Genomic DNA, 24,383 nt, shown 5'->3' with positions numbered 1-24,383 from the left:
CCGCCCGAAGGGGGGCAGGCGGGACTTTCGAAGCACGCCCTAGGTCCGGTCGGCCTTCGCCCCGGCCACCACTCCCGCCGCGTCCCGGACCTCGGCCGCCTCCAGGCGTTCGGCCGTGCGCTCGGCCGTCCGGCGGCCCCACCGCCCCGTCGTGAGCGCACCCAGGGCCAGTACCGCGAGGCCGCAGCCGACGATGATCCACCAGCCGGGCCGGGCGGCGGCCACGAACGTGTCCCGGTACGCCGACGAGCTCACGCCCGCCGCCAGCACCGCACCGATCACCGCGACGCCCAGCGTCTGGCCGATCTGGCGGCTGGTGGAGGCGACGGCGGCGGCGACCCCGGCCTGGGCGCGGGGCATGCCGGAGACGGCGGTGTTGGTGATGGGGGAGTTGACGAAGCCGAAGCCCACACCGAACAGGACGAACCCGAGGAAGAGCATGGTGTTCGACGTCTCGGCGTGGAAGACGGCGAAGAGCACACCGCTCGCGGTCATCGCGCACCCGGCCAGCAGCAGCGGCAGCCGTGGCCCCCGGCTGCCGACCAGCCGGCCGGACAGCGGCGCACAGGCGAAGGTCGGCACCGCCATCGGCAGCATCCACAGGCCCGCGTGCAGGGCGTCCAGACCGCGCACGTTCTGCAGGTACAGCGTCGACAGGAAGAGGAAGCCCCCGAGCGCCGCGAACGCGCCGATCGCGATCAGGGTCGCCCCGCTGAACGGTGCGGACCGGAAGAACCGCAGCTCGATGAGGGGTTCGGCGCGGCGCGGCTCGTACCAGAGGATGCCGAGCAGGGCGACGAGCGCGAGGACCGCGAAGGGCAGGACGTGGGCGATCCCGGAGTTCGGCGCCTCGATGATCGCGTACGTCAGGGAGCCGAACAGGGCGATCACCAGGACCTGCCCCACCGGGTCCGGACGGCGCGCCTTCGGGGCGCGGGACTCGGGGACGTAGCGCAGGGTGAGCAGGAGCGCGGCCAGCCCGACGGGCAGATTGATCCAGAAGATCGAGCGCCAGCCCACCGACTCCACGAGCAGCCCGCCGACCAGCGGACCGGCGGCCATCGATATGCCGACGACGGCGCCCCACGCACCGATCGCGCGGGCACGCTCACGCGGGTCGGTGAAGGTGTTGGTGATGATCGACATCGCGACCGGGTTCAGCATCGAACCGCCCACCGCCTGCACCATCCGGAAGACGACGAGCGCCTCCAGGTTCGGGGCGAGGGAGCACAGCGCCGAGCCGATGGTGAAGACGACCAGACCGGCCATGAAGACGCGCTTGCGGCCGATGCGGTCCGCGGTCGCTCCCGAGAACATCAGCAGCGAGGCGAGCACGAGCGTGTACGCGTCGATCGTCCACTGGAGCCCTGACACGCTCGCGTTCAGTTCCCGCTGCATCGACGGCAGGGCGACGTTCAGGACCGTGTTGTCGAGGCTCACGATCAGCAGGCTCATACAGCAGATCGCGAGCACCAGCAGACGCCGGCGGTGGCTGAGCTCGGGCATGCGTGCCATCGTACGCCAAAATCAATAGTGCGCCTAACTAATGACTGAGGGTGGTGGCCGGAGTACGCGACAACCGGAGTACGTGACAATGGGGGAATGTCCACGTCCACCGTTGCCCCTACGGGTCCCCTCCGGATCGGCCCGCACACCGTCCAGCCGCCCGTCGTGCTCGCCCCCATGGCCGGCATCACGAACGCGCCCTTCCGCACGCTGTGCCGGGAATTCGCCGAAGGCGACGGCTGGGGGCTCGGGGGTTGTCCCCCGAAGGATGCAGCCAGTGAGGGTAAGGGGCTGTACGTCAGCGAGATGATCACGACCCGGGCCCTGGTCGAGCGCAATGACAAGACCATGCAGCTGATCAGGTTCGACGCGTCGGAGACCCCGCGCTCGATCCAGCTGTACGGCGTGGACCCGGTGACCGTCGGCAAGGCCGTCCGCATGATCGCGGAGGAGGACCTCGCCGACCACATCGACCTCAACTTCGGCTGCCCCGTCCCGAAGGTGACCCGCAAGGGCGGCGGCTCGGCCCTCCCGTACAAGCGCAACCTCCTCCGCGCGATCCTCCGCGAGGCCGTGACCGGGGCCGGTGACCTTCCCGTCACGATGAAGATGCGCAAGGGCATCGACGACGACCACATCACCTACCTCGACGCCGGCCGCATCGCCGTCGAGGAGGGGGTGACGTCCATCGCCCTCCACGGCCGCACGGCCGCCCAGCACTACGGCGGCACGGCCGACTGGGACGCCATCGCCCGCCTCAAGGAGCACGTGCCCGAGATCCCCGTCCTCGGCAACGGCGACATCTGGTCGGCCGGGGACGCGCTGCGGATGGTGCGGGAGACGGGCTGCGACGGGGTGGTGGTCGGGCGCGGCTGCCTGGGGCGCCCATGGCTGTTCGCGGACCTGGTGGCGGCGTTCGAAGGCCGTACGACGTTCGCCCGCCCGACGCTCCGCGAGGTGGCCGACGTCATGGTCCGCCACGCCACCCTCCTCGGCGAGTGGATCGGCGACGAGTCCCGCGGCGTCATCGACTTCCGCAAGCACGTGGCCTGGTACCTCAAGGGCTTCGCGGTCGGCTCCGAGATGCGTAAACGCCTCGCGATCACGTCCTCGCTGGACGAACTCCGGGCCGGCCTCGACGAACTGGACCTCGACCAGCCCTGGCCGGCGGGCGCGGACGGCCCCCGCGGCCGCACCTCCGGCAACAACCGCGTGGTCCTCCCGGACGGCTGGCTCAAGGACCCGTACGACTGCACGGGAGTGACGGAGGAAGCAGAACTGGACACGTCAGGGGGGTAAGACGAGCAGGGGCGCGGGGAACTGCGCGACCAGCCACACACAGCCCGCAGCCGCAAACCGACAGTCAGTCCCGAGCTCTGATCCGCCAACCCAGCGGAGCGCTCACGCACCCCCAACAGCCGTGAGCAACGCAAGCGGCGCCGCAGCCGCCCGAGCCTCCCGCACACACGCATGCGGGTACGGCACGGGCTCCGGGTGGGTGTCCCGCCCGTACCCGGCCAGGACTTCGGGCAACCGGTGCCCGGTTGCCGTCGCCGCGTCCACCAGCCCGTGCGCGACCGTCCGCGCCTCGTCGTGCAGCCCGTACCGCGCGAGCCCCAGCGCGATGAGCGCGTTGTCGTGCGGCCACACGGAACCCAGGTGGTAGGACAGCGGGTGATACGCGGGCTGCCCGGCCGCGACCGTCCGTACGCCCCACCCCGAGAAGAAGTCGGGCTCCAGCAACCGCCGCCCCACCTGCTCGCCGTACTCCTTGTCCAGCAGTCCCGACCACAGCAGATGCCCCGCGTCCGAAGCCAGCGCATCGACCTGGTTGCCCTCACCGTCAAGAGCCAGCGCGGCGAACCCGTGGTCGGCCATCCAGAAGTCCCGCTGGAAGCGGTCGCGCAGATCGGCCGCCGCCTGCTCCAGCAGCGCCCCGTAGACCTCGTCCTCCCACACCGTGCGGGCGAGGTGGGCCGTGCGGCGCAGCGCGTCGTACGCGTAGCCCTGCGCGCCGGCCGCCATCACCGGCCCGGAGGGGCGGCTGCCGTCGGCCGAGCAGATCGCGCCCGGGGAGTCCTTCCAGTTCTGGTTCGCGAGGCCGCCCTGGTCCGCGCGGTACACCAGGTAGCCGCGGGAGGTGAGGCCGCCGTGGTCGAGCATCCAGCCGATCGCGGCACGGGCGTGGGGCTCCAGACGGCGGGCCAGGCTCACGTCGCCGGTCTGCTCGACGTACGCGCCGAGGAGGACGAGGAACAGCGGGGTCGCGTCCACCGAGCCGTAGTACCGCCCGAACGGCACCTGTCCGAAGTGGGCCAGCTCGCCGTGCCGTACCTCGTGCACGATCTTGCCCGGCTGGGCCACCGCGTCGAGGCCGACCTCGGTGGCCTGGACGGCGGCCAGCGCGGGGAGGGTGGCGGCCGCGAGCTCCGGGCGGTAGGGGAGGGCGAAGAGCGAGGTGAGGAGCGCGTCGCGGCCCAACAGGGTGAGGAACCAGGGGACTCCGGCCGCCGGGACACGCAGTTCCTCCCCGTCCGGGCCCGTCGCGGGGACCTGGAGCACGGCGAGGTCACTGAGCCCGCGCGCACAGGCCGCCGCCAGCTCCGGCCAGCCCGTCGGGAAGGGCACGCCCTCCGCGAACTCGCCCTCCAGCACGAGGAGTTGTTCGGTGGCGACGGCGGGGGAGGACGGAACCTCGGGTGCGCGGGGTGCGCCGTGCGGGCGTGCGGCCACCTGGAGGGTCAGCTCCGCCGAGCCGTGGGGCTCCAGGTCGAGGGCCCAGACGAGGCGGCGGGCGCCCGTGCCCGTCTCCTCCACGGCGTCGGGCGCCGGCTCGGACGTCACCCTCGTACAGGAGCGCCACTCGCCGCGCCGGTAGCCGAACTCCACGCCGTCGTCGAGGACCGTGCGGGAGCGCACGGCGCCGATCTTGGTGTACGTGCGGTGGTCGGAGCGCAGTTCGAACTGGTCGGTGAAGTCGGCGTCCGCGGTGACCTCGACATGGACCGTCGTCGGCACCGGGCGGTTGCTGGTGACGCGCAGCGACTCCACTAAAGCGCCGTCGGTGACGGCCTGTTCGCGGAAGAGCGTGTACGCCGGAGGCTCCTGGCGGCCGCCGCGCGGCACGAGGACGCAGCGGGCGGTGTCGCCGTCGGCGACCGGAGTGAGCGTCTCGGGTACGGCGCCGTCGACGGTGAGCTGCCAGCGGCTGAGGTGGCGGGCGTCCCGCACGAACAGCCCGTCCGGGGCGTTGCCGCCGCGCACCCCGCTGATGTCGCCGCCGTCGCCCACGGCCGCGAACGTCCCGCCGCGTACGAGCAGATGCTGCCGCTCCGTCATCCCCGGTCCCCTCGCTTGTCCCTCATGTCCCTCGTGTCCCTCTTGCCGTCCATGCCGCCCACGTCGTCCATGCCCTCCACATCGCGCATGTCGAACGGGCCGGTGCCCTCGGGGGTCACGCCGTGCCCCGGGGCCTGGTGGAGCAGGTCGAGTGTCAGTGCGGCGGTCCAGCTGAAGTCGCCCGCCCCGCAGGCCTCGCCGGTGTACGGGTCGACGTACTCCGCGAACCCGGATGTGGCCGCGGTGCTCAGGAAGGCTTCCCGCAGCGCGTCGGCCCGCTCCCGCTCACCGTGCAGCCGCAGCCCGCGCTCGATCAGCCAGGCCGTGTTGAACCAGGCCGGCCCGCGCCAGTACCGGTGCGGGGCGAAGGCCTCACCGGTGAGGTCGTAACTCGGTACGAGACGGGCGGCGCCGCCGAGCCCGAAGTGCGGTCCGCCCGCCGTGCGGAGCAGGGCGTCGGTGAGGTCACGCGGCAGGGTCGGCAGCAGCAGCGGGATCAGCCCGGAGACACCGCGCTCGGGGATCAGCCCGCCGCCGCGCACGTCCCGGCAGAAGAACATGCCCTCCGCCGGGTCCCACAGCCGGTCCACCAGGGCGGCCGTCAGCCGCTCCGCGCGCGCGTGGCGGGCCGTGCCCGTGGCGCCGAGTTCCTTCGCGATCCGGGCGAGCGCGTGCTCGGAGGCGATCAGCAGCGCGTTGAACGCCGGGTCCTCGACGGCGAAGTCACCGTAGCCGTCCGCGTAGTCCCTGTCCCGGTAGTCCGTCGCCAGGCGTACGTACCGCCCGTAGTCGAGGTCCGTCGGCCGGTCCTCGGGTGCGCCGTGGTCGAGGTCGGCGCGGCGGAAGGAGCGGGCCGGGGCCGGGGTGACGCGGGCGAGCGGGGCGTCCCAGCAGGGGGAGTTGTCCATGCCCTGCTCCCAGGGGTGGACGACCGAGGCCAGTCCGCCGCCGCCGAGGTCACGGCGGTGCAGCAGATAGCGGTGCCAGGCGGCCAGGCGCGGGTACAGCCGGGGCAGGAAGTCGCGTGCCCGGGACAGCCCGGGGTCGGCCCGGTGGACCAGCCACGCGGCGAGCGCGTGCACCGGTGGCTGCACGATGCCCGAGGTCTGTACGGTGCGCGGGGCGCCCGCGGCGCGCCCCGCGGTCGAGGAGCGCCAGAAGTCGGGGCTCGGGAAGTACGCGTCGAGCGGCACGGAGGGGTTGAAGACGATGTGCGGGACCCGGCCGTCGCCCCACTGGGCGTCGAGCAGCGTCTCCAGCTCCGTCTGGGCCCGGAGCGGCGACAGGTGCCGCAGACCGATCGCGATGAACGCCGAGTCCCACGACCACTGGTGCGGATACAGCCCCCGCGACGGCACGGTGGACGTCCCCGTCCAGTTGTCCTCCAGGACTCGGGCGGCCCGGCCGTGCAGGGAACCAGCCATCGCCGCAGGATCGTATACATCGGCCACAACGGCTCCGACGTGCGTGAATCCGTCCCGACCGGACCTGATTTCGCCTCGCTCCGCCACCGGAGGCGAGCCCGGGGCGCGGGGCGGGCCCGTGCGGCCGCGATGGTGGGCATGGCGGGCGGTGAGCTGGGTTGTGCGGTCCACGCAGGGCCCCCGAGGACGTCGAGCCGACCGGTTCGGCAGTGGCTACCGTAGAGTTACGTCTATTTAACACGCAAAACTCAATATGTAATGCAGGGTTGGTGAACGCAAGGGGGTGCGCATGAACGGAAGGGTCCTGAGGGCGGGCGGTCATGCCGGTGCCGGAGATCTGCTCGCACTGGTCCGCAGCGGGCGGGCCACCACCCGCGGCGCGCTCCAGCAGGCCACGGGCCTGTCCCGGGCCACGGTGGGCCAGCGCCTGGACCGGCTGTTCCGGGCGGGCTGGCTCCGCGAGGGAGCCGGTGGTCCGGTGGACTCCCCGCTCGGCGGGCGCCCCTCCATCACCCTGGAGTTCGACGACTCCCATGCCGTCGTGCTCGCCGCCGACCTCGACACCCGTCACGCCCGCGCCGCGGTGCTCTCGCTCACCGGCGAGATCCAGGCCGAGCACACGGGCACCCTGGTGATCGAGGACGGCCCCGAGGCCGTACTGGACGAACTCGGCCGCTGGTTCGCCGAGTTGCTGCAGAAGGCGGGGCAGCCGGCGGACGCGGTGTGCGGCATCGGGCTGGCGGTCCCCGGGCCGGTCGACAGCGACACCGGCCGCGTCGTCCAGCCGCCGATCATGCCGGGCTGGGACGGCCACGACATCAGAGGCCGCCTGGCCCGTGCCTTCGCCGAGCACGCGGGCGGCGGAGCGGACACGGTCGTCCTCGTCGACAACGACGCCAACCTCATGGCGTACGGCGAACAGCGCGCCGGGTACCCGGACTGCACGGCCTTCGCCCTCGTCAAGGTGTCCACGGGCATCGGCGCGGGGGTGGTCGTCCGGGGGGAGATCTACCGGGGGATCGACGGCGGCGCCGGGGACATAGGGCACATACGGGTTCCGGAGGGTGCGGACGCGCTGTGCAGGTGCGGTGCGTACGGCTGTCTGGCGGCCCTGGCGAGTGGTGGAGCCGTGGCCCGGAAGCTGGCCGAGGCGGGTGTTCCGGCGGCCTCGGGTTCGGACGTGCGGGATCTGCTGGTCTCGGGTCACCCCGAGGCGATGGCGCTGGCACGGGAGGCCGGGCGCCGCGTCGGAGACGTGCTGGCGACGGTGGTGACGCTGCTGAACCCCGGCGTCCTGATGATCGCCGGGGATCTGGCCGGAACCCCCTTCCTCACCGGGGTGCGTGAACTGCTGTACCAGCGGGCGCTGCCCCGCTCCACCGCCCACCTCGACGTGGTGACCTCGCGGCTGGGGGAGCGGGCGGGGCTGGTGGGGGCGGGCGCGCTGGTCGTGGAGCACCTGTACGCGCCGGAGCGCGTGGAGGAGCGGCTGGCTGCGCTGGGCGTGTGACGGGCGAGTTTCCGGGCTGTGTCCGGGGCTGTCCGCCGGTCCGCATGCTGATATCCGCGTTCCCCGAACGGCGTGATTCTCGCCACCCCTGATAGGGGTCGCGCTCAGATGAGCGAATCATGGGCGAATTCTGCCTCTTCAAAGGGTGGCACTGAGTGCCACCCTTTGATCGTTCATCGGGTAAACTCAGACGTATGGATAGCCGCTCATCTGAGCGAAAAGTGGGAGGGTGGAAGCGTCGCCCGTTCAAGAACTGAACACATGGCGTCGCCTTTCCTTGCCAAGCCTTGACTTTCGATCCAGTGGCGGACGGGTGGTTACGGGCTCATGACGCGCAAGTGGACGTACCCAGGTACCTTCGATCTGGGTATGTTCCTCGCCGTCAGGGCAGCCACCGCGTCCTCGGAGGAGTTGGGACCCGTGTCGGAAAACAAAGATCCCCACGCAGGCCTCGCCGCTCAGAGCGTTGAGGGCGTGAATGGAGTGAAGTTCGTCTACGACTTCACCGAGGGCAACAAGGACCTCAAGGACCTCCTCGGTGGCAAGGGTGCGAACCTCGCCGAGATGACCAACCTCGGCCTCCCCGTTCCTCCCGGATTCACCATCACCACCGAGGCCTGCAAGGTCTACCTCGACAGCGGCGAGGAGCCGGTGGCACTGCGTGACGAGGTCAGTGCGCACCTCGCGGCCCTCGAAAAGACGATGGACAAGAAGCTCGGCCAGCCCGACAACCCCCTCCTCGTGTCGGTCCGTTCCGGGGCGAAGTTCTCCATGCCCGGCATGATGGACACCGTCCTCAACATCGGCCTCTCCGACAAGTCCGTCCAGGGCCTGGCCAAACAGGCAGGCGACGAGCGCTTCGCGTGGGACTCCTACCGCCGCCTCATCCAGATGTTCGGCAAGACGGTCCTCGGCGTCGACGGCGACCTCTTCGAGGACGCGCTGGAGGAGGCCAAGAAGGCCAAGAAGGTCGCGGTCGACACCGAGTTGGAGGCCGCGGACCTGAAGAAGCTGGTCACGAAGTTCAAGAAGATCGTCAAGGCCGAGGCCGGCCGGGACTTCCCGCAGGACCCGCGCGAGCAGATGGACCTCGCCATCAAGGCGGTCTTCGACTCGTGGAACGGCGAACGTGCCAAGCTCTACCGCCGCCAGGAACGCATCCCGCACGACCTCGGCACGGCCGTCAACGTCTGCTCCATGGTCTTCGGCAACCTGGGCCCGGACTCGGGCACGGGCGTGGCGTTCACCCGCGACCCCGCGAGCGGCCACCAGGGCGTGTACGGCGACTACCTGCAGAACGCGCAGGGCGAGGACGTGGTCGCGGGCATCCGCAACACCGTCGCGCTGGGCGAGCTGGAACAGATCGACAAGAAGTCGTACGACCAGCTCATGCAGATCATGGAGACCCTGGAGAACCACTACAAGGATCTCTGCGACATCGAGTTCACCATCGAACGCGGCCAGCTCTGGATGCTCCAGACACGCGTCGGCAAGCGCACCGCGGGTGCCGCCTTCCGGATCGCGACCCAACTGGTCGACCAGGGCCTGATCGACGAGGCGGAGGCACTCCAGCGCGTCAACGGCGCCCAGCTCGCGCAGTTGATGTTCCCGCGCTTCGACGAGCAGGCCAAGGTCGAGCAGGTCGGCCGCGGGATCGCCGCCTCTCCGGGCGCGGCGGTCGGCAAGGCGGTCTTCGACTCGTACACCGCCGTGAAGTGGTCCCGCTCCGGTGAGAAGGTCATCCTGATCCGCCGCGAGACGAACCCCGACGACCTGGACGGCATGATCGCGGCCGAGGGCATCCTCACCAGCCGCGGCGGCAAGACCTCCCACGCCGCCGTCGTGGCCCGCGGCATGGGCAAGACGTGCGTGTGCGGCGCCGAGGAGCTGGAGGTCGACACCAAGCGCCGCCGGATGACGGTGCCGGGCGGCCATGTCGTCGAGGAAGGCGACCTGGTCTCCATCGACGGTTCGTCCGGCAAGGTGTACCTGGGCGAGGTACCGGTCGTCCCGTCCCCCGTCGTCGAGTACTTCGAGGGCCGGATGCACGCGGGCGCCGACGACGCCGACGAACTGGTGGAGGCCGTCCACCGCATCATGGCCTTCGCCGACCGCAAGCGGCGCCTGCGCGTCCGTGCCAACGCGGACAACGCCGAGGACGCGCTGCGGGCCCGCCGCTTCGGCGCCCAGGGCATCGGTCTGTGCCGTACCGAGCACATGTTCCTCGGCGACCGCCGCGAACTCGTCGAACGCCTGATCCTGGCGGACACCGACGTGGAGCGCGAGGAGTCCCTGAAGCAGCTGCTCCCGCTCCAGAAGCAGGACTTCGTGGAACTCTTCGAGGCGATGGACGGCCTGCCGGTCACGGTCCGTCTCCTGGACCCGCCGCTGCACGAGTTCCTGCCCGACATCACGGAGCTGTCGGTACGGGTGGCGCTGGCGGAGTCGCGCAAGGAACCGCACGAGAACGAACTGCGCCTGCTCCAGGCCGTGCACCGCCTGCACGAGCAGAACCCGATGCTGGGCCTGCGCGGGGTGCGACTCGGCCTGGTCATCCCCGGCCTGTTCACCATGCAGGTACGGGCGATCGCCGAGGCGGCGGCCGAGCGCCGGGCGGCCAAGGGCGATCCGCGCGCCGAGATCATGATCCCGCTGGTGGGCACCGTCCAGGAGCTGGAGATCGTCCGCGACGAGGCCGACCACGTCGTCGCGGAGGTCGAGGCGGCGACCGGCACGGAACTGAAGCTCGCCATCGGCACGATGATCGAGCTGCCACGGGCCGCCCTGACAGCGGGCCAGATCGCGGAGGCGGCGGAGTTCTTCAGCTTCGGCACCAACGACCTGACGCAGACGGTGTGGGGCTTCAGCCGCGACGACGTCGAGGCCTCGTTCTTCACGGCGTACCTGGAGAAGGGCATCTTCGGGGTCTCGCCGTTCGAGACCATCGACAAGGACGGCGTGGGCTCCCTGGTGAAGGCCGCCGCCCAGGCCGGCCGCGAGACCCGTCCCGACCTCAAGCTCGGCGTCTGCGGCGAACACGGCGGCGACCCCGAGTCGGTCCACTTCTTCCACGAGGCGGGACTGGACTACGTCTCCTGCTCGCCGTTCCGCATCCCGGTGGCGCGGCTGGAGGCGGGCCGGGCGGCTTCACAGTCGGCGGGCAGCGACCACCGGTGACGCGGCGCGGCGACCACCGCTGAGGCGGGCACGGCGACAGTCCCGCCCACCTCCCCCGACCCCGGAGCCGCCGTCGGTCCCCGACCCTCACCGATCGCGGCGGCTCCGGTTCACCAGAAGAGGGCGGCATCCTGTGCGGGGGTGCCGCCCTCTCGTGCCGCCAGGGAGTGCCCAGTGCGCCGACCGCCCGTAGGCTGGGTGCCCACCCGTACGCGGAGGGAGCCCGAGCCATGGCCGGCTGGAGCGCGACCGACATCCCGGGCCAGACGGGCCGTACGGCCGTCGTCACCGGGGCGAACAGTGGGATCGGCTACGTCACCGCACGCGAACTGGCCCGGCGGGGTGCGCGGGTCGTGCTGGCCTGCCGGAGTGAGGCGCGGGGCACGGCGGCCGTCGAGCGGCTGGTGGGCGAAGTGCCGGGCACCGAAGTGGAGTTCGTGCGGCTCGACCTCGGGGACCTGGCGTCCGTACGGCAGTTCGCGGCCACGTACGAGCAAGCGCACCGGCAGCTGGACCTGCTGATCAACAACGCGGGTGTGATGGCGCTGCCGCGGGGACGAACCGTGGACGGCTTCGAGACGCAGTTCGGGGTCAACCACCTCGGGCACTTCGCGCTCACCGGGCTGTTGCTGCCGAGACTGCTCGGCACGGCCGGCGCACGTGTGGTGACCGTGTCCAGCGGGATGCACGCGGTGTCCAACATCGACATCACGGATCTCAACAGCGAGCGCCGGTACGGACGTTGGACCGCGTACGCCCGCTCCAAGACCGCCAACCTCCTCTTCACCCACGAACTGGCGCGCCGGCTCGCCACCATCGGCTCCGATGTCGTGGCGGCGGCCGCGCACCCCGGCTACGCCGCCACCAACCTCCAGACCGCGGGCGCGAAAGCGGAGGGCCGCCGGGCCGCCGAGAGCTTCATGCGCGTCGGCAACCGGGTCTTCGCCCAGTCCGCGGACGCCGGCGCGCTCCCCACGCTGTACGCGGCCACGGCCCCCGACGTCCGCCCCGACTCCTTCACGGGTCCGGCGCTCCTCGGCTGGCGCGGCTCGCCCGCGACGTCGTGGCGTGCCCGCTGGGCCCTCGACGACAGGGCGGCGGAACGGCTCTGGGAGGAGTCGGAGCGGTTGACGGGAGTCGTGTACGAGGGACTGAAGCGTTGAGCCCAGGGCGCGGAAGGCGCGAGTCCGGGGGCGGCGGGGCGACGGTGCGGCTCCTCGGCAGCCCCACTCCCACGTCATCGCACGGCAATGACATGTCCACCCCATGCCTCTAGTGTCCGTGATCGCGCGACCCCGCCGCCGACCGGTGGCGGGGCGGTCACGACACACCCCAGGAGCAGAAGTGGAACGTCGTACCCTGCTGCGTGCCGCCGCACTCGGCGGATCGTCCGCCGTCTTCGGCGGAACCCTCTGGCGCGGTGCCGCGTACGCCGCCCCCGCCCAGCCGGGCACCGGCCCGTACGGTGCGCTCGGCGGCGCCGACGCCAACGGCATCAGACTCCCCAGCGGCTTCACCAGCCGGGTGATCGCCCGCTCCGGCCAGACGGTCAGCGGCACCTCGTACACCTGGCACAACGCCCCCGACGGTGGCGCCTGTTACGCCGACGGCAGCGGATGGATCTACGTCTCCAACTCCGAGATCAACCCGTCCGGCGGCGCGAGCGCCGTCAAGTTCTCGTCGAGCGGCGCCATCACCGGCGCGTACCGCATCCTCTCCGGCACCCGCCAGAACTGCGCGGGCGGCACGACCCCGTGGAACACCTGGCTGTCCTGCGAGGAGGTGGACCGGGGCTACGTCTACGAGACGGACCCGTGGGGCACCAAGGCGGCCGTGCAGCGGGCGGCGATGGGCCGCTTCAAGCACGAGGCGGCGGCCGCCGACCCGGTCCGCCAGGTCGTCTACATGACCGAGGACGTCACCGACGGCTGCTTCTACCGCTTCAAGCCGACGACGTGGGGCGACCTGTCCTCCGGCACCCTGGAGGTGCTCGTCGCGGGCACGGGGACGAGCGGCCCGGTGACCTGGGCCAGGGTCCCCGACCCCACGGGCGCCACCGCCACCCGCAACCAGGTCTCCGGCGCCAAGCGCTTCAACGGCGGCGAGGGCTGCTACTACGCCGACGACACCTGCTGGTTCACCACGAAGGGCGACAACCGCGTCTGGCAGTACAACGCGGCCGCTCAGACCATCGAACTCGCCTACGACGACTCCCTGGTGACGGGTGGCACGGCGCCACTCACGGGCGTCGACAACGTCACGGGCGCCGCCTCCGGCGACCTGTTCGTGGCGGAGGACGGGGGCAACATGGAGATCTGCGTCATCACCCCGGACGACGTGATCGCCCCGTTCCTGCGGATCGACGGCCAGTCGGCGTCGGAGATCACCGGCCCCGCGTTCTCGCCCGACGGCACCCGGCTGTACTTCTCCAGCCAGCGCGGGACGAGCGGGAGCTCGTCGGGCGGCATCACGTACGAGGTGAGCGGGCCGTTCCGGGCGTAGAAGAGCAGAAGTGCGCCCTCGGCGCCGCCGTTACGGCGGCTCTGTCACGGGAACCCGGGCGGTGCGAAGAGGGTGGCACCCACGAGGAGGTGAGTCACGTGCCTGGACGACAGGACCTGCCGTCGACCCTGCAACGCTCCTCCGACGAGGCCCAGCGCACCTGGGCCAAGGCGCACGACTCCGCCGTCGAAGAGTACGGCGAGGGCGAGCGGGCGCACCGGGTCGCCTACGGCGCGCTCAAGCACACCCACGAGAAGGTCGGCGACCACTGGGAGCGCAAGGAGAAGGGCCGCAAGGACCCCTCGGACCCGCGGTCGGCCCGGCCCCGGCAGCAGGGCGGACGCAGCGGCGAGGGCGTCGACGAGCAAGCCAGCAAGGGACATCTGTACGATCTGGCCCGGCGACTGGACATCGGCGGACGGTCCCGGATGTCGAAGTCCGAGCTGCTCGACGCGGTCCGTAAGGCCAACCGCTCCCGCACACGCGCATCCCGTTCACGCTGACTCCGGTATGCCGTATGCCCTGTGCCGGTACGTGGGGAAGGCCCTCGGTGATCTTCACCGAGGGCCTTCCCCATAACCGCACAGGCTCCGCTCAGCGGGGCGCGTAGCCCTGCGCGTACTCCTGGGCGTACCGCTCCGCGTACTCCTCCGGCATCGGGCGGGTGTCCAGGTAGAACCACTCGGCGGTCGGGCTCGGCGACGGGGCCTCGGCCGGACGGTCCGGGCGGGGGCCGGCCCAGGCCTCGGCGGGCTGCTCCTGGGGGGTCGCCGCCTTCTCGGCGCCGGCCGCGTGCTTCGCCGGGCCCGGCATCAGGAGTTCCACGCGCAGGCCCTTGCCGCGCTGCTGGGCCGTGAACTCCTCGACCTGGCTGCGGCAGGCGTGGTCCAGATGGGTCACACCGGTGAGGTCGAGGCGGATACGCGGTTTGCCGGCCTCGGCGGCGGCCTCCAGGGCCTCGATGACCTCCGGGAGACGGAGGAACGTCGCGTTGCCCGCCATCACCACCTTCGCCGTGTCGTCCTCGATGTGCTGCTTGATGACCGTCTGCGACATACGCACGGCGGCCAGCACGATGCCGGCGGCCAGACCGATGAGGACGCCCTCCAGCAGGGCCGTCGCCACGATGACCAGCGTGGTGACCGTCATGACCGCGAACTCGCCCCGGTCCTGGCGCCACATCTTCGGGAACTCGTACGGCGCGAACAGCTTCCAGCCGCTGTGGATGAGGACACCCGCGAGGACCGAGATCGGGATCAGGGCCAGCACCTGGGGCAGCAGGATCGCGAACGCCAGCAGCCACAGGCCGTGCAGCGTGCGGGACATACGGGTCTTGGCGCCCGCCTGGACGTTCGCCGAACTACGGGCCACCACCGCGGTGATGGGCAGCGCGCCGAGCAGGCCCGCCACCGTGTTGCCGGCGCCCTGGGCGATGAGCTCGGGGTTGTAGCGGGTGCGCGGCCCGTCGTGCATACGGTCCACCGCGGCGGCGGTGAACAGGGACTCCGCCGAGGCGATCACCGTGAAGGTGAGGATCGCGGTGATGATGCCCGGGTCGGCGAGACCCGCGAACTGCTCCGCGCCGGGGACCTGGACGGAGGCCAGCAGGTTGCCGACCTGGAGCGTCTTCACCTCGACACCGGGGAGCGCGGCGACCGCGATACCGATGCCCACGGCGACCAGCGCCGCCGGGACCTTCTTGATCGGCCCCGGCACGTTCTTCCACATGAAGCTGAGGACGACGGTGACGATGGCGAGACCGGCCGCGATCAGCGTCTGCGGGTTCGACACGGTGTCGGCGATCAGGCCCGGGATACCGGCCATGTTCTCGATCGGGGTGCCGGGGGCCTTGGCGTCGGCCGCCGGGTACGCCTGACTGAACATCAGCGGCAGACCGATGCCCGCCAGCATGCCCTGGACGACCGCCAGCGAGATCGCCTGGAAGAACCGGCCGAGCTTCACCAGACCGAGGACGATCTGCAGGATGCCCGAGAAGAGGACGATCACGCCGAGCATCGCCACGCCGAACTCCATCACCGTCTCGGCGACGAGGGCGGCGAGGCCCGCGGCCGGGCCGCTGACCTGGAGCGTGCTGCCCCGGGCCACACCGACCACCAGGCCGCCGATGACACCGGAGATGATGCCCAGCTCGGCCGGGACACCCGACGCCACGGCGACGCCGATGCACAGGGGGAGGGCCACGAGGAAGACGACGAGCGACGCCGTGATCTCGGTGGCCAGGTCGGCCTTGGGAGCGCCCGAGGACCGCGGGGACTTGCCGTTCTTCGAGAACATCCCGGTCATGGACGCCCCGGAATCCGTACGGGACCTGGGGCCCCGGGACCCCTCGGCGGGTGCGTGGCCCGGCCGGGGCGGCCGGGACGGGGGCGGCGGGGTCGCCCACGCGTCGTGGCGCCGGGGTGGCCCCCAGCCGTCCTGGTGGGCCGAGTCCGCCCAGCCGTCCTGGGGCGCGGGGGACGAGGGAGCCCTCGGGGGCCCCCACTCCTCCGGCACCCCGGCCCACGGGTCCTCCGGCGCGGAGGCCGCCTGCTGCTGTCCCCCCGGGTCCAGCCACACCGTGTGGCCGTCCGCTCCCGAGGGGCGGGCTTTGGCGTGCCTTCCGTGTCCGTGGGGGCCGCTCATCCGGCGTGCACCCGGAACAGACCGTCCTCGTCCAACTCGTGCACCTGGCCGGTGTCCACCTCGTAGTACCAGCCGTGCAGGCGCAGCTGCCCCGAGTCGATCCGCTGCCGCGCCGCCGGATAACTCCGCAGCGTGGCCAGCTGGTTGACGATGTTCAGCTGCACCACGTCGGACAGCGCCGGGTCGTTCAGGGCGCCGTCGAGCAGCGGCGCGAGGCCCGGGCGGGCGATCCGCAGCCAGGCGTCCACGCCGGGCAGCCCGGACAGGTCGTCACCGGACTTGAGGGCGCCCATCGCGCCACAGTAGGAGTGGCCGCACACGACGATGTCCTGAACGCCGAGCACCTCCAGTGCGTACTCGATGGTGGCGGCCTCGCCCGATGCGCCGGGCTGCCCATGGGGCGGAACGATATTGCCGGCGTTCCGTAGCTCGAATATTTCACCGGGCCGTGCGCCCGTGATCAGGGCGGGTATCACACGTGAGTCCGAGCAGGTAATGAACAGCGCCTCCGGATATTGGCCTTCGGCCAGTTTCCGGTATTCGCCGCTTTCGAAGTCGACCCGTCGCTTGAACGAGCGGGCGCGGTCCAGCAATGCCTTCACGATGCCTCCCAGCAGGGGTCTCGCACCGCGCCAGGCATGGCGTCCGAGGATGTCCTCAACCATGCCTGACGCGGTATTTGACCAGGTCAGGGGTGTGTCAGGGGAGTTGTTCGACCAGGTCCCCATCACCGTAGAACAGTCGTTGCCAGGGGAAGGTTAGAGGAACGCTAAAGGGTAGCCATGAATAGTCCAGACTTTGTCCGGCCGCCCAGGAGGACCCGCAGGGATGGGCGTCAAAAGCCGTCGTTCAGGCATTATTTGAGCGGCCGGTCACATTGTCCGGGACCCGTGCGGCACAGCATTGGCGGATCTTGTAGCGTGTAAACTCCGCGGCACGGAATTCGCGCTGTCCGGACGCGTGGTTGATGTTGACGGTTCACCGAGAGGCGGGAACGCATGGGCGCACGAGTGCTGCTCATCGAGGATGACCAGACGATCGCCGAACCGCTCACCGAGGGTCTGGGCCACTTCGGGCTGGCGGTCCATCATGTCGGCACCGGCGGTGAGGGGTTGAGGGGCCCGTACGGCGATGTCGTGCTGCTCGACCTCGGCCTGCCGGACATGGACGGCATCGACGTCTGCCGTGGCATCCGGCAGACCTCCGACGTCCCCATCATCATCCTCAGCGCGCGGGGCGAGGAGGCCGACCGCGTGCTGGGCCTGGAACTGGGGGCGGACGACTACCTGGCGAAACCGTTCAGCATACGTGAGCTGGTGGCCCGTGTACGTGCGGTGACCCGGCGGACGCAACGCGCCGGGGCCGGACAGGCAGGGCCGGCCGAACAGGCAGGGCACGCAGGGCAGTTCGCGGGCGCGGACGCCTACGGTGCAGGTACGAGCGGGGCGTCGAGCTCGCGGGGGGCCGAGTCCTGGTCGCGGGGCGGGGATTCGTTCGGCGGAGACTCCTTCCGCGGTGACTCCTTCGGAGGCGAGTCGCACCGGAGTGAGTCGCCCCGGAGTGAGTCGTACGGTGGTGAGCCGCTCCGGAGCGGCTCGTACGGCGGCGACTCGTACGGCGGCGAGTCGTCGTACGGTGGCGAGTCGTTCGCCTCGTACGAACCCACCGAGGCCACCCGGCAGTTCGAGTCCTCGCGGGGCTTCGAAACGGGCCCTGAGCCGAGGGCGTCCCGGCCCGCGAGGCATGCCCGCGACGCGAACGGCTCGTTCGGCTCGACCGCTTCCCACGGCACGACCCGCTCCCCCGACCCCGCCTTCGACCCCGCACCGCCACCCGAAGCCGCACCCGAGGGGCCCTCCGGGCCGCTCGTCGTCGACCGCAGGACGCGGCAGGTGTGGGTGGGGAACTCGCCCGTGGCCCTGACGCCCAAGGAGTTCGAGCTGCTGGCGCTGCTCACCGAGGACCCGGGCGCGGTGTACTCGCGGCAGCAGATCCTCGACCGGGTGTGGGACCCGCACTACGAGGGCCCGACCAAGACGCTGGACGTGCACGTGGCCACGCTGCGGCGGAAGCTCGGGAACTCGGCGTGGATCCAGACACTGCGCGGGGTCGGGTTCCGGCTGGCGGTGCACGCACGGCCGCCGGCCGCGTACCAGGCGCAGGCGTCAGGACCACAGGCGGCGTATCGATGACCCGGCGCCTGCTGCTCAGCTATCTCGGTCTCACCCTCCTGGTCCTGCTCTGCCTGGAGATCCCGCTGGGCTTCGTCTACGCACAGTTCGAACAGGAGCGGGTGGTCAACGCGGCGAAGGACGAGGCGGAGGCGGTGTCGGCGTACGCCTCGCTGTCGATCGACGCGGGCCGTGCCGCGGAGGATCTGCAGCCCCAGGCGGTCAAGTGCGCTCAGCGCCTCGGCGGCCATGTGCTGATCGTGGACCAGTCCGGCGCGGTCATGGCCACCTCGCACCAGGTGTCCCCCGACGAGTCCGGGAACCTCGCCGCCCAGCCCGGCATCGCCGCAGCGCTCAAAGCCAACTCCGCGTCGGACGTACGCACCTCCGTCATCGGCGGTGTCGAGTACATCGCGGTCTCGGCGCCGGTCACCCACGGAGTGGAGAAGCTCGGTGCCGTACGGCTCACGGTGCCGACCCAGACGGTGGTGAACCGCGTCCAGCACTTCTGGCTGCTGCTCCTGGTCGGCGGACTGGCGGTTCTCACCGCCTTCGCCGTCGTCGCCTTCGCCATCGCCCGCTGGACCGGCCGCCCCATCCGTGAACTGGAGCTCGCCACCTACGAGTTGGCCGACGGCGGCACGGCGCGGCCGGTGGCGATCACCAAGGGTCCCCCGGAGGTGCGCAGCCTCGCGGCCACCTTCAACCGCACCGCCGCCCGCCTCGAACACCTCCTGGCCTCCCAGCGTGCCTTCGCCGGCGAGGCCTCCCACCAGCTCAAGACCCCGCTCGCGGCGCTGCGGCTGCGCCTGGAGAACCTGGAGTCCGACATCGCCCTGAACGCCCGGGGCAGCCTCACCGCCGCGATGACCGAGACCGACCGGCTGGCCCGCATGGTCGAGGGGCTGCTCGCGATGGCCCGGCTCGACGAGAGCGCCGGGGAACGCGAGCGGGTGGACGTGGACCGGGTGTGCGCGGAGCGGCACCGCGCCTGGACCCCGCTGTACGAGCAGCACGGTGTGCGGCTGGCGCTGGCGGGCGACTACGCGGGCCCGGTGCTGGCGGTGCCCGGCGCGGTGGAGCAGATCCTGGACAACCTGCTCTCCAACGCGCTGCGCGTGTCACCGCCGGGGTCCACCGTCCTGATCGACCTGCGCCGCCCCGCACCCCACGAACGCCGTTTCGCCCACGCCTTCCCGCACCCCCGCATGGCGGGCCAGGGCCGGGTCGAGCTGCACGTCATGGACGAGGGGCCCGGGATGACGGAGGAGCAGCGCCGCCGGGCCTTCGACCGCTTCTGGCGCGCCCCGGACGCCCCCAAGGGCGGTACGGGCCTGGGGCTCGCCCTGGTCCAGCGCCTCGCCCACGCCGGCGGCGGCGAGGCCGTCCTGCGCCCGGCACCCACCGGCGGTCTCGACGCGGTGGTCCACCTCCCGTGCGTCCCGAACCCGAACCGGGTCGGCACCCCGTTCTCCGAGCACCGGCCCCCGAGACCACTGGAGGCCACCCGCTGAGCCTGGTGCTGTGACCGGAAAGGTTCACCGGCTCGCGACGCCCGGCACGGCACCTCGCCGCGTTGTCGCATCACCCGAGTACATCCAGTACGCGGGCGATGCTCCGCCTTGCGATGCACCGCACCGGACGCCGCGAGCTACCCGGCAAACCTTCCCGGCCACAGCACCAGCCCGGCCCGGCGATCAGGCAACGGGCTCCGTCATCGCGCTCGCGACGGGCTCCGTCACCGCGCCCGCACCTCGTACGTCGCCACCCGCACCGCCTCGTCGTCCAGGCACTGTCCCGTCTCCAGGTCGAAGCGCTGCTTCAGGAGCGGGGAGGCGACGAAGGGGCGGCCCTGGTGGGTGCCGGTGAGGCCGCGGGAGAGGACCGCGGCGCCGCCGAACGGGTCGCGGTTGTCGATGGCGTACAGCTCGCCGTTGCGGTCGCGGAACAGGGCCGCCTGGCGGCCGTCGGGGAGCAGAGCCGCCACGCCTCGGCCGGGGGTCAGCTGGGTCAGGTCGCAGACCGTGAGCCAGTCGTCGCCGAGCTGGAGTTGGATTCGCAGATCGGTGGTCTCGGGTGCCAGGGTCATCGCTGGGCGCTTCCTTCCAGGACGTCGGCGGGTCGCATGCCGATGGACAGCAGGGGCAGGTCGGGCTTGATCTGGTCGCGCTCGGGGACGAAGCCCACGACCGGGTCGGGTGTGTCCGGCGCGTTCACGAAGGAGACGAACCGGGCCAGCTTCTCGGGGTCGTTGATGGTCGTGGCCCACTCGTCGCGGTAGTGCGCCACGTGGTCCGCCATCAGGGACTCCAGCTCCTCACAGATGCCCAGCGAGTCGTGCACGACCACGTCGCGGACGTGGTCCAGGCCGCCGGGAATCCTCTCCAGCCACACCGACGTACGCTCCAGACGGTCCGCCGTGCGGATGTAGAACATCAGGAACCGGTCGATCAGACGGACGAGTTCGGCGTCGGAGAGGTCCTGGGCCAGCAGGTCCGCGTGGCGCGGGGTCGCGCCGCCGTTGCCGCCGACGTACAGGTTCCAGCCGTTCGCGGTGGCGATGACACCGAAGTCCTTCGACTGGGCCTCCGCGCACTCGCGCTGGCAGCCGGACACCGCGGACTTCAGCTTGTGCGGGGACCTCAGACCCCGGTAGCGCAGCTCCAGGTCGATCGCCATGCGCACCGAGTCCTGGACGCCGTAGCGGCACCAGGTCTGACCGACGCAGGACTTCACCGTACGCAACGACTTGCCGTAGGCGTGGCCGGACTCGAAGCCCGCGTCCACCAGCCGCGTCCAGATCAACGGGAGCTGCTCGACGCGGGCGCCGAACATGTCGATGCGCTGGCCACCCGTGATCTTCGTGTAGAGCCCGAAGTCGCGGGCGATCTCACCGATGACGATCAGGCCCTCCGGGGTGATCTCACCGCCGGGGATGCGCGGGACGACCGAGTACGAGCCGTTCTTCTGGAGGTTGGCGAGGAAGTGGTCGTTGCTGTCCTGGAGGGCCGCCTGCTCGCCGTCCAGGACGTAGCCGCTCGCGCCGATCGTCGGGGCGAGGGAGGCGATGATGGAGCCGACCGTGGGCTTGCAGATCTCGCAGCCGTCGCCGCCGCGGGCGCCCTCACGGCCGTAGCGGTCCAGGAGCTGCTGGTGGGTGGTGACGCGCAGGGCGAGGACGATCTCGTACAGCTCCTCGCGGGTCTGGGAGAAGCAGCCGCACAGGCCCTTGTCGACCTCGACGCCGCTGGCCTCCAGCTCGGCGTTGACCAGCTGGCCGAGGACCTTGACGCAGGAGCCGCAGCCCGTGCCGGCCTTGGTGCACTTCTTGACCTCGGGCACGGTGGTGCACTGGTGGTCGGTGACCGCGCCACGGATCGTGCCCTTGGTGACGTTGTGGCAGGAGCAGATGACCGCCTCGTCCGGCAGCGCGGACGGGCCGAGCTGGGCGCCGCCGCCCGAACCCGCCGGGAGCACGAGCTGCTCGGGAGAGACGGGCGGTACGGAACCGGTGAGGGCGCGCAGCGTGCCGTACGCGTCCGCGTCGCCGACCAGGATGCCGCCGAGCAGCGTGCCGTCCCGGCCGATGACCAGCTTCTTGTAGAGGCCCGAACGGGAGTCGGAGTAGACGACGTCGAGGCAGTCGGCCGTCGCGCCGTGCGCGTCACCGAAGGACGCCACGTCGACGCCGAGCAGCTTCAGCTTGGTGGACAGGTCGGCGCCGGTGAACGTCAATTCCTCGGTCTCGTCCTCGGCGATGGTCGCCGCGGCCGTCTCTGCCTGCTCGTAACCGGGCGCGACCAGTCCGTACACCCGGCCGTCGGAGGCCAGCGCGCACTCGCCGATCGCGAACACGTGGGGGTCGGACACCGTACGGCACTGCTCGTCGACCGTGATGCCGCCGCGTTCGCCGACGGTCAGGCCGCAGTCACGGGCGAGCTGGTCGCGGGGCCGGACACCGGCGGAGAACACCACCAGGTCGGTGGCCAGTTCGGAGCCGTCGGACAGCTTCATGCCGGTCACGGCGCCCGAGGCGTCCGTGACGATCTCCTGCGTGCCCACGCCCGTGTGGACGGTCAGGCCCATGTCCTCGATGGTGCGCAGCAGCGCCGCCCCGCCGCCGTCGTCCACCTGCACCGGCATCAGACGCGGCGCGAACTCCACGATGTGCGCGGCCAGTCCGAGCCCCTTGAGCGCTCCGGCCGCCTCCAGGCCGAGCAGACCGCCGCCGACCACGGCACCGGTCGTCGCCCTGCTCTTCGCGTACTCCTCGATCGCGAGCAGGTCCTCGATGGTGCGGTAGACGAAGCAGCCCTCGGCGTCCTTGTTCGGGACCGGCGGTACGAAGGGGTACGAGCCGGTGGCCAGTACGAGGACGTCGTAGCCGACGACCAGACCGGACCGGGCCGTCACCGTGCGCGCCTCACGGTCGACCGACTCCGCCGGGTCGCCCACGTGCAGCTCGATGCCGTGGTCCTTGATGAACTCCATGTCCGTCATGGACAGTTCCTCGGGTGTCCGGCCCGAGAAGTACGAGGTGAGCTGGACACGGTCGTACGCGGGACGCGGCTCCTCGCACAGCACGACCACGCGGTGCGTGGCGGTCAGGCCGCGCTCGGCGAGCGCTTCGAGGAAGCGCTGGCCGACCATGCCGTGGCCGACGAGCACGATCGTGGGGGTGGCCCCCAGGGTGGCGGTCATTCAGGAGCCTCCATCGTTGGTGAGCAGGTGGAGAAGAGGAGCGCCGTCTCGTGGGAGCGGCTCTGCTCCCTCCCAGGCGCGGGCGAGCGCGCCGACAGTGCCGAGTTCGCCGACGAGCACCCCGCCCACCAGGCGGTCGTCGCGGACGACGACCTTGCGGTAGGTGCCCCGGGTGGCGTCGGCGAGCTGGACGACGTCGTCGCCGGGGCGGGGCTCGGGGTCACCGAACGCGGCGAGGTCGAAGAAGTCCCCTCCGGCCAGGGTGAGCCGGGTGAGTGCGCGGGTGCCGGTGTAGCGGGCGGACGCGTCACCGCCCACCTCGCCCCTGGCCTCGGCCGCGATCAGCTCGGCGAGCACGTCGGCCTGTTCGAGGGCCGGGGTGGCGAGGCCGTAGACCTGGCCGTCGTGCTGGGCGCAGTCGCCGATGGCCCGGATGTGCGGGTCGGAGGTGCGCAGCTCGTCGTCGACGAGGACGCCCTTGTGGACGGCGAGTCCCGCCCGCACGGCGAGAGAGACGCGTGGGCGGACCCCGCAGGCGAGGACGACGATGTCGGCGTCCAGCGCGTAACCGTCGGCCATCTCCACGGACCGTACGGCCCCGCCGACGCAGCGCACGCCACGGACGCGTGACTCGGTGTGCACCTCGACCCCGAGGTCCGTCAGATGCCGCCGCACCAGCTTCGAGGCCGACGGGTCGAGCTGCCGCTCCATCAGCCGCTCGGCCTGCTGCGCCAGCACCACCTGGGCGTCGCGCCGGGCGAGGGCACGGGCGGCGGAGACCCCGAGGAGCCCGCCGCCGATCACCACGGCCTTCGCGCCCGGCCGTACCGCCTTCGACAGCCCCAGGCAGTCGTCCATCGTGCGGAACGCGTGGACGCCGTCGGGGAGTTCGTGCCGCTGGGGGTCGGACTGGGGGTCGAACAGACCGCGCAGGGCGGGGAGGACGGGGTTCGAGCCGGTCGCGAGGACGAGCGTGTCGTATGCGATCACGGAACCGTCCGCGCACGTCACCTCGCGGGCCGCGCGGTCGATGCCGGTGACCCGGCCGCGGGTGATCTCCGCGGGCGCCGGGAGGGCGATCACCTCGGGCGTGTACCGGCCGGCCAGGACATCGGCGAGCAGCACACGGTTGTACGGAGGGTGGTCCTCCTCGCCCACGAGGACGGCGGGCACGCCCAGCTCACCGAGCCGCCGGGCGAGACGTACGCCCGCGAGGCCGGCGCCGATCACCACCACACGCGTATTCGAGGTCATGCCCCTGAGCGTGCGGTGCCGGTGTTACCCGACCGCATCACGTCTGTTTCCCACGGGGAACGCTGCCCTCTTCACCGGGGCGGACGGGATGTGAGGGGTTTCCGGCGGGGCTCTGCCGGTCCCCGCCGGGCGCCCCCGGGGGGCCTCAGCAGCAGC

Annotated in this window: 15 protein-coding genes and 2 pseudogenes; 9 read left to right on the top strand and 8 right to left on the bottom strand. The window is 71.5% G+C overall.

Annotation, left to right across the window (positions count from 1 at the left end):
• Window positions 1-39 precede the first annotated feature (39 nt).
• Entirely contained in the window at window positions 40-1,506 is a 1,467-nt protein-coding gene (locus IE262_RS08920; protein ID WP_189872568.1) for an MFS transporter, read from the bottom strand.
• A gap of 96 nt (window positions 1,507-1,602) precedes the next feature.
• Here IE262_RS08920 and dusB point away from each other — a divergent pair, with 96 nt between their 5' ends.
• Window positions 1,603-2,805: a tRNA dihydrouridine synthase DusB gene (gene dusB / locus IE262_RS08915; protein WP_189872566.1), complete on the top strand. Its 1,203-nt coding sequence runs from the start codon at window positions 1,603-1,605 to the stop codon at window positions 2,803-2,805.
• Between the two features lie 102 nt (window positions 2,806-2,907).
• Here the strand turns inward: dusB and IE262_RS08910 are convergent, their stop codons facing one another.
• Window positions 2,908-4,845 carry an amylo-alpha-1,6-glucosidase gene (locus IE262_RS08910; protein WP_189872564.1) on the bottom strand — a complete coding sequence of 646 codons (1,938 nt, stop codon included), beginning with the start codon at window positions 4,843-4,845 and terminating at the stop codon, window positions 2,908-2,910.
• Window positions 4,842-6,440, bottom strand: a complete 1,599-nt coding sequence (locus tag IE262_RS08905) for an MGH1-like glycoside hydrolase domain-containing protein (RefSeq protein ID WP_373304993.1) — start codon at window positions 6,438-6,440, stop codon at window positions 4,842-4,844. Before IE262_RS08905 ends, IE262_RS08910 begins: the two co-directional genes overlap by 4 nt.
• 118 nt (window positions 6,441-6,558) lie before the next feature.
• On the opposite strand from IE262_RS08905, the gene IE262_RS08900 reads away from it, so the two are divergent.
• The 5 genes from IE262_RS08900 (at window position 6,559) to IE262_RS08880 (ending at window position 13,961) form a co-directional block, all read left to right on the top strand.
• Window positions 6,559-7,779: an ROK family protein gene (locus IE262_RS08900; RefSeq protein ID WP_189872562.1), complete on the top strand. Its 1,221-nt coding sequence runs from the start codon at window positions 6,559-6,561 to the stop codon at window positions 7,777-7,779.
• A 420-nt stretch (window positions 7,780-8,199) separates the two neighbouring features.
• Entirely contained in the window at window positions 8,200-10,956 is a 2,757-nt protein-coding gene (gene ppdK, locus IE262_RS08895; protein WP_373304992.1) for a pyruvate, phosphate dikinase, read from the top strand.
• A 230-nt stretch (window positions 10,957-11,186) separates the two neighbouring features.
• Window positions 11,187-12,119 carry an oxidoreductase gene (locus IE262_RS08890; RefSeq protein ID WP_189872560.1) on the top strand — a complete coding sequence of 311 codons (933 nt, stop codon included), beginning with the start codon at window positions 11,187-11,189 and terminating at the stop codon, window positions 12,117-12,119.
• A 181-nt stretch (window positions 12,120-12,300) separates the two neighbouring features.
• Window positions 12,301-13,458, top strand: coding sequence for an alkaline phosphatase PhoX (locus tag IE262_RS08885; RefSeq protein ID WP_134043168.1), 1,158 nt, complete (start codon window positions 12,301-12,303; stop codon window positions 13,456-13,458).
• Between the two features lie 98 nt (window positions 13,459-13,556).
• Window positions 13,557-13,961, top strand: a complete 405-nt coding sequence (locus tag IE262_RS08880) for a ChaB family protein (RefSeq protein ID WP_189872558.1) — start codon at window positions 13,557-13,559, stop codon at window positions 13,959-13,961.
• A gap of 91 nt (window positions 13,962-14,052) precedes the next feature.
• Here the strand turns inward: IE262_RS08880 and IE262_RS08875 are convergent, their stop codons facing one another.
• Both IE262_RS08875 and IE262_RS08870 read right to left on the bottom strand, forming a co-directional pair.
• Window positions 14,053-15,762 carry a SulP family inorganic anion transporter gene (locus tag IE262_RS08875; protein WP_189872899.1) on the bottom strand — a complete coding sequence of 570 codons (1,710 nt, stop codon included), beginning with the start codon at window positions 15,760-15,762 and terminating at the stop codon, window positions 14,053-14,055.
• 335 nt (window positions 15,763-16,097) lie between these two features.
• A complete protein-coding gene (locus IE262_RS08870; protein ID WP_134043218.1) occupies window positions 16,098-16,703 on the bottom strand; it encodes a carbonic anhydrase in 606 nt (201 codons plus the stop codon).
• Window positions 16,704-17,099: 396 nt separating this feature from the next.
• Between IE262_RS08870 and IE262_RS39410 the strand changes: the two are divergent.
• From IE262_RS39410 to IE262_RS08860, 3 genes and pseudogenes are all read left to right on the top strand, one after another.
• Window positions 17,100-17,477, top strand: a pseudogene (locus IE262_RS39410) (response regulator transcription factor); the annotation flags it as partial.
• Between the two features lie 432 nt (window positions 17,478-17,909).
• A pseudogene (locus tag IE262_RS39405) lies at window positions 17,910-18,293 on the top strand (winged helix-turn-helix domain-containing protein); the annotation flags it as partial.
• On the top strand, window positions 18,290-19,786 hold the full coding sequence (locus IE262_RS08860) for a sensor histidine kinase (protein WP_189872554.1): 1,497 nt from the start codon (window positions 18,290-18,292) through the stop codon (window positions 19,784-19,786). The pseudogene IE262_RS39405 and the gene IE262_RS08860, both read left to right, overlap by 4 nt.
• A 224-nt stretch (window positions 19,787-20,010) precedes the next feature.
• Here the strand turns inward: IE262_RS08860 and nirD are convergent, their stop codons facing one another.
• From nirD to IE262_RS08845, 3 genes are read right to left on the bottom strand one after another with little or no spacing between them, the layout of a single operon-like run.
• The gene (gene nirD / locus IE262_RS08855; RefSeq protein WP_189872552.1) at window positions 20,011-20,361 is read right to left on the bottom strand and encodes a nitrite reductase small subunit NirD; all 351 of its coding nucleotides are present in this window, start codon (window positions 20,359-20,361) and stop codon (window positions 20,011-20,013) included.
• Window positions 20,358-22,973, bottom strand: a complete 2,616-nt coding sequence (gene nirB / locus IE262_RS08850) for a nitrite reductase large subunit NirB (protein WP_134043178.1) — start codon at window positions 22,971-22,973, stop codon at window positions 20,358-20,360. The genes nirD and nirB overlap by 4 nt, the downstream gene beginning before the upstream one ends.
• Window positions 22,974-24,227, bottom strand: coding sequence for an NAD(P)/FAD-dependent oxidoreductase (locus IE262_RS08845; protein ID WP_189872550.1), 1,254 nt, complete (start codon window positions 24,225-24,227; stop codon window positions 22,974-22,976).
• Window positions 24,228-24,383: the final 156 nt, after the last annotated feature.

Source organism: Streptomyces bluensis, assembly GCF_014650715.1.
GTDB classification, from domain to species: Bacteria; Actinomycetota; Actinomycetes; order Streptomycetales; family Streptomycetaceae; genus Streptomyces; species Streptomyces bluensis.
Note: the sequence above shows the minus strand (reverse complement) of the source record. Positions and strands in the feature narration are given on the sequence as shown.

Bases quoted from the DNA above. Each gene is read 5' to 3' on its own strand.
- IE262_RS08875 (WP_189872899.1), bottom strand. From the start codon at position 15,762: ATGACCGGGATGTTCTCGAAGAACGGCAAGTCCCCGCGGTCCTCGGGC.
- IE262_RS08890 (WP_189872560.1), top strand. From the start codon at position 11,187: ATGGCCGGCTGGAGCGCGACCGACATCCCGGGCCAGACGGGCCGTACG.
- IE262_RS08860 (WP_189872554.1), top strand. From the start codon at position 18,290: ATGACCCGGCGCCTGCTGCTCAGCTATCTCGGTCTCACCCTCCTGGTC.
- IE262_RS08845 (WP_189872550.1), bottom strand. From the start codon at position 24,227: ATGACCTCGAATACGCGTGTGGTGGTGATCGGCGCCGGCCTCGCGGGC.
- IE262_RS08900 (WP_189872562.1), top strand. From the start codon at position 6,559: ATGAACGGAAGGGTCCTGAGGGCGGGCGGTCATGCCGGTGCCGGAGAT.
- dusB (WP_189872566.1), top strand. From the start codon at position 1,603: ATGTCCACGTCCACCGTTGCCCCTACGGGTCCCCTCCGGATCGGCCCG.
- nirB (WP_134043178.1), bottom strand. From the start codon at position 22,973: ATGACCGCCACCCTGGGGGCCACCCCCACGATCGTGCTCGTCGGCCAC.
- IE262_RS08920 (WP_189872568.1), bottom strand. From the start codon at position 1,506: ATGCCCGAGCTCAGCCACCGCCGGCGTCTGCTGGTGCTCGCGATCTGC.
- nirD (WP_189872552.1), bottom strand. From the start codon at position 20,361: ATGACCCTGGCACCCGAGACCACCGATCTGCGAATCCAACTCCAGCTC.
- IE262_RS08910 (WP_189872564.1), bottom strand. From the start codon at position 4,845: ATGACGGAGCGGCAGCATCTGCTCGTACGCGGCGGGACGTTCGCGGCC.